The 11,155-nt window shown below is 50.9% G+C and carries 13 protein-coding genes; 7 read left to right on the top strand and 6 right to left on the bottom strand.

All coding sequences use genetic code 11. The features are described 5' to 3' along the window. Position 1: 1 nt before the first annotated feature. On the top strand, positions 2-1,459 hold the full coding sequence (locus B157_RS0117665) for a SusD/RagB family nutrient-binding outer membrane lipoprotein (RefSeq protein ID WP_020604641.1): 1,458 nt from the start codon (positions 2-4) through the stop codon (positions 1,457-1,459). 92 nt (positions 1,460-1,551) lie between these two features. On the opposite strand, the gene B157_RS0117660 is transcribed toward B157_RS0117665, so the two are convergent. The 6 genes from B157_RS0117660 to B157_RS0117635 form a co-directional block, all read right to left on the bottom strand. Then, positions 1,552-1,812, bottom strand: a complete 261-nt coding sequence (locus B157_RS0117660; protein WP_020604640.1) for a hypothetical protein — start codon at positions 1,810-1,812, stop codon at positions 1,552-1,554. Positions 1,813-1,835: 23 nt separating this feature from the next. Then, complete coding sequence (locus tag B157_RS0117655; protein WP_020604639.1) at positions 1,836-2,165, bottom strand: hypothetical protein; 330 nt, start codon at positions 2,163-2,165, stop codon at positions 1,836-1,838. A gap of 23 nt (positions 2,166-2,188) precedes the next feature. After that, the gene (locus B157_RS0117650) at positions 2,189-2,740 is read right to left on the bottom strand and encodes an RNA polymerase sigma factor (protein WP_020604638.1); all 552 of its coding nucleotides are present in this window, start codon (positions 2,738-2,740) and stop codon (positions 2,189-2,191) included. A gap of 9 nt (positions 2,741-2,749) precedes the next feature. Next, the gene (locus B157_RS35590) at positions 2,750-3,268 is read right to left on the bottom strand and encodes a DUF6169 family protein (protein WP_020604637.1); all 519 of its coding nucleotides are present in this window, start codon (positions 3,266-3,268) and stop codon (positions 2,750-2,752) included. After that, a complete protein-coding gene (locus B157_RS0117640) occupies positions 3,252-3,437 on the bottom strand; it encodes a hypothetical protein (protein ID WP_020604636.1) in 186 nt (61 codons plus the stop codon). The genes B157_RS35590 and B157_RS0117640 overlap by 17 nt, the downstream gene beginning before the upstream one ends. Positions 3,438-3,511: 74 nt before the next feature. After that, positions 3,512-3,775: a hypothetical protein gene (locus tag B157_RS0117635; protein ID WP_020604635.1), complete on the bottom strand. Its 264-nt coding sequence runs from the start codon at positions 3,773-3,775 to the stop codon at positions 3,512-3,514. Between the two features lie 129 nt (positions 3,776-3,904). On the opposite strand from B157_RS0117635, the gene B157_RS0117630 reads away from it, so the two are divergent. The 6 genes from B157_RS0117630 (at position 3,905) to B157_RS0117605 (ending at position 10,780) form a co-directional block, all read left to right on the top strand. Further along, positions 3,905-5,002: a carboxylate-amine ligase gene (locus B157_RS0117630; RefSeq protein ID WP_020604634.1), complete on the top strand. Its 1,098-nt coding sequence runs from the start codon at positions 3,905-3,907 to the stop codon at positions 5,000-5,002. Between the two features lie 51 nt (positions 5,003-5,053). After that, positions 5,054-5,905: a type 1 glutamine amidotransferase gene (locus B157_RS0117625; RefSeq protein ID WP_020604633.1), complete on the top strand. Its 852-nt coding sequence runs from the start codon at positions 5,054-5,056 to the stop codon at positions 5,903-5,905. 4 nt (positions 5,906-5,909) lie between these two features. Then, positions 5,910-7,124, top strand: coding sequence for a hypothetical protein (locus tag B157_RS0117620; protein WP_020604632.1), 1,215 nt, complete (start codon positions 5,910-5,912; stop codon positions 7,122-7,124). An 86-nt stretch (positions 7,125-7,210) separates the two neighbouring features. Then, complete coding sequence (locus B157_RS0117615; RefSeq protein ID WP_020604631.1) at positions 7,211-7,999, top strand: glucose 1-dehydrogenase; 789 nt, start codon at positions 7,211-7,213, stop codon at positions 7,997-7,999. Between the two features lie 22 nt (positions 8,000-8,021). After that, on the top strand, positions 8,022-10,214 hold the full coding sequence (locus tag B157_RS0117610; RefSeq protein ID WP_020604630.1) for an alpha-galactosidase: 2,193 nt from the start codon (positions 8,022-8,024) through the stop codon (positions 10,212-10,214). A 218-nt stretch (positions 10,215-10,432) separates the two neighbouring features. After that, positions 10,433-10,780: a nuclear transport factor 2 family protein gene (locus B157_RS0117605; protein ID WP_020604629.1), complete on the top strand. Its 348-nt coding sequence runs from the start codon at positions 10,433-10,435 to the stop codon at positions 10,778-10,780. Positions 10,781-11,155: the final 375 nt, after the last annotated feature.

Genomic DNA, 11,155 nt, shown 5'->3' with positions numbered 1-11,155 from the left:
TATGAAAAAAATACTAACGGCCGTTCTTAGTCTACTGGTTCTGCTGACCGTGACTACGTCCTGCAACGACGATATAACGTCGATCAACACGAACCCCAAAGCGTATCAGTCGGGTAGTGTACCGGCTTCCCCTTTCTTTAGTAATGCCACCCGAAATTTATCGGATGCTATCGTATACGGGTTTACGTTCAAAATAATGGCCCAGCAATTTGCCGAAACCACCTACTTCAGCACCAGTGCCTATAACCTGGTGGATGTGGGTGCCGGTTTCTGGACCTCGCTCTACCGCGATGTGCTGCTCGATTACAAGGAAGCAAAATCCATTATCAAGGCTAACCCAAGCCTGTATCCGGCCGTTGACCAGAACAAACTGGCCATTATCGAGATTATGGAAGTGTACACCTATTCGATTCTGGTCAATACCTTTGGCAATATTCCGTATTCGAGTGCGATCAGTACCAGCCTGAAATCGGAAGCCCTGAACCCGGATAACCTGGTACCCGCCTACGACGATGCCGCTGCTATCTACGACGATCTGTTTGCCCGGCTCGACAAGGCCACCAGCCAGTTAGCCCCCGGTTCGGACAGCTTCGGCACCGCCGACCTGGTGTATAAAGGCAACGTGGCCAGTTGGGTTAAGTTTGCCAACACGCTCAAACTGCGCATGGCCATGACTCTGGCCGATGTGAATGCGGCCAAGTCGAAAACAATGGCCGAAGCCGCTGTAAAAGCGGGTGTGTTCACGGCCAACACGGACAACGCCACGATAACCTATCTGTCGACCACGCCGAACACAAACCCTATCTGGGTAAACCTGATTCAGTCTTCGCGCGAAGATTATGTAGCCTCCAATACCATGATCGACATGATGAAAACCTCATCCGATCCGCGTATTCCGCTGTATTACACCAAAGACAACGCGGGGGCTTACTCGGGCGGTGTTTACGGCCGCAGTAATGCGTTCATTACGTATTCGAAGGCGGGGCCCAACATGACTGCCCAAACAACACCGGGGATACTACTTGATTTTGTGGAGACGGAGTTTTACCTGGCCGAAGCTGCCGCACGGGGGTATACCGTGGGCGGCACGGCGGAGAGTTTCTACAATGCCGGCATCACGGCTTCTGTCCTGTACTGGGGTGGTACGGCATCAGCCGCTACTACCTATCTGGCTGGCCCGACGGTTGCGTTTGCTACGGCCATCGGCGCTACTCCGCTCCAGAAGATTGCCCGGCAAAAGTACCTGGCCCTGTTTAACCGGGGACTGGAAGCCTGGACGGAATACCGCCGGTTCGACTTCCCGACGTTCAACGTACCGGCCGTACCGCAGGGCGATTTCCCGGTTCGGTACACCTATCCCAACTCGGAGCAGAACGCCAACATCACCAATTACACCGCGGCCGCAACGGCCATCGGCGGGGATAAACTAACCACCAAAGTATTCTGGGATACCAAATAACGCGTCCTGGTTCACAATGACAAAAACGGGCTGCTGGTAAGTAGCCCGTTTTTTTATCGTTTTCAAATACGGCAGGTGCCGCCAAACGGGTGTCAACTTCGGTCTATGAGCAGGTTCACCACTTGTCGGTCGGCGGTTGGCTTTCTTATCAATGACTCAAAAAGTGCTTTTTTCGAAACCTGATCGGTGGAGTTGAAAACCTGAAAATTGGCCCAGTTCACGAAGGCCGTGTTCGTGTCTACGTCCAGGTAGCCCACTACAGGCACAGGCACGTCGTCCAGTTTAGGGATGTATACCACCGTCAGCGAGATGCTGGGTTGGCCGCGGGGGTAGAATGTCCAGGTTAATTTCATAGTATTTGCCGTAATTCGTCAGGTTATTCAGGGGTACCCTTCCCCCAGCGTCGCCACTTATTTTTGATCGCGGCCCGTTCTTCGTCGCTCATGCTGCGCCATTTTTCGCGCCAGTGGTCACCCCTTCCTCCCATGGGCGGGCGACTGGGCGGACCACCGACTTTGAAACCACCCAGCAGCAAGCGGGACAGTATGAGCAGCCCCATAGCCTGCCAGTAGGTAACGGGTTTTACCGCCACCACCGCCACCAGAACGTTGTTCCAGAGCCAGTACACGGTAAACGTAACGGCAAACAGGGCCAGCAGTATGAATACCGGGATGAAAAAGCGTTTTTTACCAGCGTGATTTCTCATTATATCAAAGGCGATTTAGGAGCTTACAGGTTATCGAGTTCATCATACAGGGATTTCAGTCGTTTTCGGAGATGCTGAACGGCGTAGCGTTTTCGGGAAATGATGGTTTTCAGGTTTTCGCCCGTCTGGTCAGCTATTTCCTGTAGCGTCACCTCTTCCAGTTCATTCTGCACAAACACCGTGCGCTGATTATCGGGCAGTTCGTCCAGCGCCCGCATCAGTTCTTCCCAAAACAGGTCTTTAAAAAACTGATCGTCGGGCGTTTCGGCATCGGCCAGCAGCAGGTCACGGATACTGAAGCCGTCGGCCTCATCATCGGGCGTCAGGTCAGTAAACGACTCTTCTTTTTTCTTTCGATACGTATCCGTTATCCGGTTGCGGGCCACCTGAAACAGCCAGCCGCTGATACTCTCGATACCCTCCAGATCCACCACATTACTGAGCTGATACCAGACATCCTGCAAAATATCTTCGGCATCCTCATCCGTTTTTACCCGCCCCCGAATAAACCGCGACAGCCGATTCCCGTATTCCCTGACGGTTTCGATAATGGTGCGTTTGGGTGGATCGGGCATAAAAATTCATTATGGTTTATCTTCAGCCTGACCGGACGTCAGTCGATCGAAAGCCTCAAATATCCTGACTTTGAGAGGATTATCGTGCCGCATGATTAGTGCTGTCAAATACACTTCGCCTGACGGATCAATGATGTTGCGATTGATTTTGATGAAGTCAATGCCCCGATAGTATTCATACCAGGTATCAAATTTCCGGGCGCGTGTTACCTGACGCAAATCTGACGAATCGCAGATGTAAATAATCACTCGCTCGGTACGGGCTAAAAATGACCTGACGATACCAGCAATGGTAGCTGCGATTTGGGTATCAAGTGGCGTTCTGTTCCCTGTGCTATTCGACACCAATCGGATTATCAATTCAAAGGCGTGAAGTTCGAGTTCCGGGTAGCTTACAAAAATGTAGCCGGTATGTTTAAACCGAACTTCGTACACTAACTGGTGATTAGTCTCAAAAGCAAAGGTCGTGCTGTCATCTTCATCAATCACAAAGGGATAGGGTATTGGGGAATCATTCCGTTTTTGCATTCTTGCTGCGAAGTTTGGCCAGAGCAGCCTGTAGCTTATAATTGGTTTTATACTCCTCTGCCATTCGCTTTTGTTCGGCACGTTTGTTGGCCATCGCCTGCCGCGCCCAGGCAACAGCACGCTCATTACTACCCTCAGCGGGTTGGTCGTATTTAGGTTCCTGCGTCATGGCATGTGTCAGTTGATTTATCAAATCTATCGGTAATCCACAAACAAAAAAAACAGGCTGGACGTGCCTGCCAATTAGTCTTTTGCCTTTTCCCGTCGGTCCAGCTCTTTCAGTACATCGGCCATGGTACGAAACCGGTTGGCGTCGCCAATGAAACTCAGGCCCGACATGATGAGGGCAAAGCCACCCGTGCTGACCCAAAACCAGGGGTCGGTGTTGGTTTCCCGGAGTTTGGACCCGTGTAACAATACAGCCAGACCACTACCGAGCAACATGGCACCGCCCCCGCCAAACAGCCAGTATTTTGTTATCAGTTTTTTTTCACGTTTCGTTTTCATGATACATTTGGAATAAAAGTCAATTCGCAGGAAAAACAACTGGTACGCCAGCAGGTTTTCAAAAAAACAGTATCTTACAAAATCGTTTCCCGATACACATAAACCGGCATCTTTTTAACGTATACACCCATGCCAGCATTTACGCTCGGAATTGAAGAAGAGTTTCAAACCATTGACCCGGACACCTACGAGTTACGATCACACATGTCGAAGATTGTCGACGGCGGGCAAATTGTGTTGCACGAGCGCGTTAAGGCAGAGATGCACCAGGCCGTTGTGGAAGTTGGCACCAATATCTGCAATACCATTCAGGATGCCCGCGAAGAGGTGACGTACTTACGGAAAATGATTATCGAGCTGGCTGATAATCAAAATCTTAAGGTAGCAGCCGCCGGTACGCACCCCTTCTCCGACTGGCAGGACCAGTTGATTACACCCAACGAACGGTACGACCAACTCATCGACGAACTGCGGGATGTGGCCCGGTCGAATCTTATTTTCGGACTGCACGTACACGTGGGCATCGAGAACCGCAACGAGGGTGTTCAGATTATGAATGCCGTGCGGTATTTCCTGCCCCACGTCTACGCCATCTCGACCAATTCTCCGTTCTGGCGGGGTCGGAATACTGGCTTCAAGTCTTACCGATCCAAAGTTTTCGACAAGTTTCCGCGGACGGGTATCCCCGATTTTTTTGCTACGGCGGCTGAATACGACGATTACATCAACCTGCTGGTGAAAACCAACTGCATCGACAATGGCAAAAAAATATGGTGGGACATTCGGCTTCACCCGTTTTTCAACACCATCGAGTTCCGGATTTGTGATGTGCCCATGCGCGTGGACGAAACCATCTGTCTAGCGGCCATCATGCAGGCATTAGTGGTCAAGATTTACAAACTGCACAAGCAGAATCTGAATTTCCGTCCCTACCGCCGTATTCTGATCAACGAAAATAAATGGCGGGCGGCCCGGTACGGCATTGAAGGTAAACTGATCGACTTCGGCAAGCAGGAAGAAGTGCCCACACATCAACTGCTGCACGAATTACTCAATTTTATCGACGATGTAGTTGACGAACTGGGCAGTCGCGCGGAGTGCGAATACCTGCTCAAAATTATGGAAATGGGTACCGGTGCCGACCGCCAGTTAGCCGTTTTTCAGGAAACGAATGATCTGAAACAGGTTGTGGATTACATTGTCAAAGAAACTTCTTACGGAATCTGACCGTTCTTTTTGGAACCAATTTCATCAATAGATCAACCGTAACTCATCGCTATGAACTCAGTTAAAATTGCCGTTCTGGACATGAATAACAAGCATGCCAACGAAAGCATGCGCTGCATTATGCACCTGATCCGGAACGCCCAGGGAGAGAATCAACAGACAGAGCAACCCAGTGAACTGTCGGTCGATGTGTTCGACATTCGGGGTAGCAACGATGTTCCCGACCTATCGTACGACATTTATATTTCATCGGGTGGGCCGGGCAGTCCCCTGCCCTCAAATGACGAATGGGAAACGGCGTATTTCAAGTTAATTGACCAGCTTTTTGCCTGGAACAGGCATAACGACCGTAAAAAGTTTGTATTCCTGATCTGCCACTCCTTCCAGTTGGTTGTCCGGCACCTCGAGTTAGGGTTACTCAGTCAGCGCAAATCAACCTCCTTTGGTATCTTTCCGGTGCACAAAACCGAAGAGGGCGATACCGAACACATGCTCACGGGGCTGGCCGATCCGTTCTTTGCCGTCGATTCGCGTGATTACCAGATCACGGAGCCAAATAGTGAGCGAATGGAAAATATGGGAGCCCAGGTCTTGTGCCTGGAGAAATACCGCCCACACGTCCCCCTCGACCGGGCGGTGATGGCCATCCGCTTTTCGCCCGAAATTATTGGTACCCAGTTTCACCCCGAAGCCGACAATGAAGGGATGCTGCGCTACTTCCAGACGGCCGAAAAACGCAATCATATCGTACTGAACTTTGGTCAGGAAAAGTACGACGATATGGTAGCCTACCTGCTGGACCCCGATAAGATTGCCCTGACCGAGTCGGTCATTATACCCGGATTTTTGCGGGATGCCATCCAGGCCATGGCGGTTACTGCCGAAGAACCACAAAGCGTATAGTGTTATGATACAGTCTGTCCGTCAGCGTTATAACGAAATTTTTAGCCCGGAACTGTACCGGGCTTTTTTGGATAGAATTGAAGCCGACCTACCTGGTCAGCTCGACTTTCGCGTAGCCGAAAGCCCTGTCTTCGTCCCTAAAGTACTGACCGACAAAATTTTGCAGGCCTGCGATGATATTGTCGACGTGATTACGCGCGACGATTTCAAAGCCCTGACTGAAAAGGCAATACCAGCCAGCCAGCGGGTTCCGCACGAAGGTGGCAACGGACCCGGTGCCCACACCCAGTTTCTGGCCATCGATTTCGCCGTTTGCAAAAATCCGTCGAGTGGCGAACTCGAACCCCAACTTATTGAATTACAGGGATTCCCGTCGCTTTTTGGTTATCAGCCGTATCTGGCTAACCTTTTTCGTACGTTTTATCCCATTCCAGACAGTCTCTCCCATTTGTTCAACGCGACCAACAACCTGGAGTACCTGAACAAGCTGAAGCAGATGATTGTGGGAGAATGCCAGCCCGAAGAAGTTATTCTGCTGGAAATCTATCCCGAAAAGCAAAAGACCCGCATCGACTTTGTGCTGACCGAGAAAGCCACCGGGGTAGCGGCTGTTTGCCTCACCAAAATCAAAAAAGACGGTCGGGCACTGTTCTACGAAAAAGATGGTCGGCAAATCCGCATCAAACGAATTTACAACCGGCTCATCTTCGACGACCTGAAGCACTTCCCCGACCTGAAAACCGATTTTCAACTCACGGATGATGTGGATGTGGAGTGGGTTGGGCACCCAAACTGGTTTTTCCGCATCAGCAAATACACCCTGCCCCTGCTGAAAAGTCCTTTCGTACCAGACAGCTATTACCTGTCTGATTTACCCGAATACCCGGCCGACCTGGAAAACTACGTCCTGAAACCGCTGTTTTCGTTTGCCGGTAGTGGCGTCAAACTCAACATTACGCCCGCCGACCTCGACGTGATTCCGGCCGACCAGCGGGATGGTTACCTGCTCCAGAAAAAAGTGGTCTATGAACCGGTAATCCAGTCGCCGGATGGGTTGGTCAAGTGCGAAATCAGGATGCTGTTTATCTGGCCAAAAGACGATGAAAAGCCTACGCTGCTGACGAACCTTGGCCGGCTGAGCCGGGGCGAAATGATTGGGGTAGATTTTAATAAGAATAAAGACTGGGTGGGCGGTACGGTCTGCTTTTTCGAGAAATAATTTTATAAACCACGAAGGATACCAAGTAGGCGGAGGGCTATTTTGCGTTCTCTGCGAAACCTTCGTGACCTTTGCGGTTAACCCTTATGAATACACAAGCAAGTGCAACGGCTGAAAAAGCCATGTTCGACCTCACCGGCAAAGTAGCCGTCATTACCGGAGCCAGCAAAGGAATCGGGGAAGATATGGCCCGCGTTTTTGCCCGCTTCGGGGCTAAAGTCATTGTCAGCAGCCGCAAGCAGGACGCCTGCGATGCGCTGGCAGACGACATCAAAGCGCAGGGCGGTGAAGCCACCGGCATTGCCGCCCACGTGGGCGATATGGAGCAACTCCAGCAACTGGTCGACAAAAGTATCGCGACCTACGGCGGCATTGATATTCTGGTCAACAACGCAGCCTCGAACCCCGTATTCGGCCCTTCCCTCGACTGCGACGGGGCGGCTTTCGACAAGATCATGCAGGCCAATGTGAAGGCCCCCTTTGAGTTGAGCAAGCTGTGCTACCCCAGCATGAAAGCACGGGGGGGCGGCAGCATTATCATGATCAGCAGCATTGCCGGTCACACCCCCGACCCCGGCCTGGGGATGTACAGCGTGAGCAAGGCATCGCTGAATATGCTGACCAAAGTGCTGGCCAAGGAATGGGGGCCCGACGGTATCCGGGTAAACGCCATTTGCCCCGGCCTGATAAAGACCAAGTTCAGTCAGGCACTGTGGCAGGATGAGAAAATACTGAGTCATTTCACCAAACGCATTCCCATCGCCCGCATGGGCACCACCGACGAAATCAGTCCGCTGGCCCTGTTCCTGGCCTCCGATGCATCTTCGTACAGTACCGGCAGTTTATTTTACGCCGATGGTGGTACTGTAATCTAAATCCCCTTTCTTCTCCTGATTCATGAAGCATATTTGCCTTGTTTTTTCGCTATTTCTCCTACTCACGTCAGGTATAACAGCCGCACCCGGCGATACCCACATTGTCATTCAAACCCGCCAGACGGCGCTGGTTATCCGGGTCGATACCGAGCAGATTCCCACGATTGTTCATCTGGGCACTCGCCTGCAAAGCGCGGCTGAATACACAGCAATTCCGAATAATGGCAAGCGGGGCGAAGATTATACCGGCATTTACAATTCGGTCTACACACCCGCCGGAAGCCGCAACCTGCTGGAACCCGCCATTCAGGTAACCCACGCCGACGGCAACGCATCCCTCGATTTAAAGTACGTTCGGCATGAGACCGATCCGGAATCGAACGGGGCTATCCTGACCAAAGTCTATCTGAAAGACCCGCAGTACCCGTTTGAAGTAACGCTATATTACAAAGCGTACCAGAACGACGATGTGATTGAACAGTGGTCCACCATCCGACACACCGAGAAGAAAGCGGTTACCCTGCAGAAATACGCGTCGGCCAACCTGTACATCCCGGCGCAGAACTACTACCTCACCCATTTTCACGGCGACTGGGCCAGCGAGATGAACCCCTCCGAAACGATGCTGACCGAGGGCATCAAAGTGCTGGATTCCAAACTCGGTACGCGGGCTGATCTGTTCCAGCCTCCCTCCTTCCTGGTGGCCCTGAACCAACCCGCTGAGGAAGAGCAGGGCGAGGTGATTGCCGGTACACTGGCCTGGTCGGGGAATTACCAGCTGGCCTTTGAAGTCGACCCACTGCATAACCTGCGCATCATCCCCGGCATCAACCCCTACGCGTCGGCGTATACACTGGCTCCCAATACCGAGTTTACTACCCCGGCGTTCATCTATACCTACTCGAACAAGGGCAAGGGCGGGGCCAGCCGGAGCCTGCACCGCTGGGCGCGTAAATACCGGATTCCGCAGGGCGAAGGCAATCGCCTGACGCTGCTGAACAACTGGGAAGCCACGTATTTCGATTTCAATGAGGAGAAACTATCCGCCCTCTTCAAAGATGCGGATAAACTCGGTGTCGATCTGTTTCTGCTGGACGATGGCTGGTTTGGTAAAAAGTACCCGCGCAACAACGACCACACCAGCCTGGGCGACTGGCAGGAGAACCCGAAGAAACTACCCCACGGGCTGGGTTACCTGGTGAAAGATGCCGAAAGTGCAGGGGTAAAATTTGGTATCTGGCTGGAGCCCGAAATGGTGAGCCCGAAAAGTGAACTCTACGAAAAACACCCCGACTGGGTTATCAAACAACCGAATCGACAGGAGTATTACTTCCGCAATCAACTCGTCCTTGACTTAACGAACCCCAAAGTACAGGAATTCGTGTACGGTGTAGTCGACGACCTAATGACGAAGAGTCCGACGGTGAGTTACATTAAATGGGACTGCAACGCCGTGATTTATAACGCCTACTCGGCTACCCTTGCTGACCAGTCGCACCTCTACGTCGATTATGTGCAGGGCTTATACAAGGTGCTGGAGCGATTGCGGACCAAATACCCTACCCTGCCCATGATGCTGTGCTCCGGCGGTGGTGGCCGCGTGGACTACGGTGCCCTGCGCTACTTCACCGAGTTCTGGCCCAGCGACAATACCGACGGGCTGGAGCGCGTGTTTATCCAGTGGAATTACTCGTATTTCTTCCCGTCCATTGCTACGTGCAACCACGTAACGGACTGGGGGAAGCAATCCATCAAGTTCCGGACGGATGTGGCCATGATGGGTAAAATCGGATATGATATTGTGGTTAGCAAACTCTCCAAACCCGAATTGCAGTTCAGTCAGGAAGCCCTGAAAACCTACGACCGCGTCAAAACCACCATCTGGCAGGGTGACCTGTTCCGGCTATCTTCGCCTTATACGAGTGACGTGGCTTCCCTGGCGTACGTGAATGAAGCAAAGGATAAAGCGGTCTGGTTCTCGTATCTGGTCAAAAACCGCTACAAAGCGGGTAGCGTGGCACCCATCAAACTGAAAGGGCTGGACCCCGCCAAACGCTATAAAATTCAGGAACTCAACGTGTATCCGGGTACCCGCTCCGCCATCAACGCCGACACGACCACCTATTCCGGCAACTATTTGATGACCATCGGCTTCAACCCACAGGTGAGTACGCGCCGGGAAAGCGTGGTGCTGGACGTGACGGAGGTGAAGTAGATTTTTTGCTTATCACCCGAAATAATGATTAGATACTTTCCGACTTTGTGTTTTGTTTAGGTCTATGTAGCTTTACATAATGCACACTTATACAACAGCCTGATTGTAGAATTCTCAAGTAAATCTGTTAAAATCTCAATCGCTACTGACGCTCAACCTCATCAGATCTGGCATAGCTTTGATTCATCCCTTAAAGCATCAAAACTTTTTGTTAATCTATGGACTACCAACCAATCCTTCGTCAACTTTACCAAGATTTTAACGCTCGGCATGTTGATGCCGTCTTAGCACATATGCACACCGATGTGCAATGGCCGAAAGCATTTGAGGGTGGTTACGTAAGTGGACATGATGAAATACGAAAGTATTGGACAAGACAATGGACGGAGATAAATCCCATTGTTGAACCAACCGGATTTAACCAAAGACAGGACGGAATATTAGAAGTGACGGTTCACCAAATAGTAAAGGACTTGCAAGGTAAACTGATGTTCGATGGAACAGTAAAGCACATTTACACTGTACAAGACGACTTGTTACGAAAAATGGATATTGAACTTGTATAATTGTAAATTTTGAAGGTGAGTCAAAAAATAGATTTACACCTGTTTCTGACTTTATTCCCATAAGATTAGTTATAAAATCTCTTCCCAAAAAGTACCAAAAAGCCGGGTAATAACATTCTACGTTACTACCCGGCTTTTTGGTACTTTTTAGTTGATGATTCCCGAAAAAGGGTGGTCAATTAACTAAAAGTAGCGGCATACACCCTGTTCAGAAGGGTTGAACAGCAGGAAAAATATTATTTCTCCGTCGGTTTAGAAGCTGTTTGAATTAATCGCTTTGGCCCGAAAGTGCATCTTTTGGCGATAGGCCGCGTTACTTTTTTCGCCCGTAGCTACGGCTACGAACTCAAAAAGTGCCTCGCCTACCACCAAAAT

Origin of the sequence: Spirosoma spitsbergense DSM 19989 (assembly GCF_000374085.1) — a bacterium.
GTDB lineage: Bacteria > Bacteroidota > Bacteroidia > Cytophagales > Spirosomataceae > Spirosoma > Spirosoma spitsbergense.
This window is presented reverse-complemented; position numbering and strand designations above follow the sequence as displayed.

Coding starts and splice junctions, on each gene's coding strand:
- B157_RS0117655 (WP_020604639.1), bottom strand. CDS start 2,165: ATGAGAAATCACGCTGGTAAAAAACGCTTTTTCATCCCGGTATTCATA.
- B157_RS0117620 (WP_020604632.1), top strand. CDS start 5,910: ATGATACAGTCTGTCCGTCAGCGTTATAACGAAATTTTTAGCCCGGAA.
- B157_RS0117635 (WP_020604635.1), bottom strand. CDS start 3,775: ATGAAAACGAAACGTGAAAAAAAACTGATAACAAAATACTGGCTGTTT.
- B157_RS0117610 (WP_020604630.1), top strand. CDS start 8,022: ATGAAGCATATTTGCCTTGTTTTTTCGCTATTTCTCCTACTCACGTCA.
- B157_RS0117615 (WP_020604631.1), top strand. CDS start 7,211: ATGAATACACAAGCAAGTGCAACGGCTGAAAAAGCCATGTTCGACCTC.
- B157_RS0117630 (WP_020604634.1), top strand. CDS start 3,905: ATGCCAGCATTTACGCTCGGAATTGAAGAAGAGTTTCAAACCATTGAC.
- B157_RS0117625 (WP_020604633.1), top strand. CDS start 5,054: ATGAACTCAGTTAAAATTGCCGTTCTGGACATGAATAACAAGCATGCC.
- B157_RS0117605 (WP_020604629.1), top strand. CDS start 10,433: ATGGACTACCAACCAATCCTTCGTCAACTTTACCAAGATTTTAACGCT.
- B157_RS0117665 (WP_020604641.1), top strand. CDS start 2: ATGAAAAAAATACTAACGGCCGTTCTTAGTCTACTGGTTCTGCTGACC.
- B157_RS0117650 (WP_020604638.1), bottom strand. CDS start 2,740: ATGCCCGATCCACCCAAACGCACCATTATCGAAACCGTCAGGGAATAC.
- B157_RS0117660 (WP_020604640.1), bottom strand. CDS start 1,812: ATGAAATTAACCTGGACATTCTACCCCCGCGGCCAACCCAGCATCTCG.
- B157_RS35590 (WP_020604637.1), bottom strand. CDS start 3,268: ATGCAAAAACGGAATGATTCCCCAATACCCTATCCCTTTGTGATTGAT.
- B157_RS0117640 (WP_020604636.1), bottom strand. CDS start 3,437: ATGACGCAGGAACCTAAATACGACCAACCCGCTGAGGGTAGTAATGAG.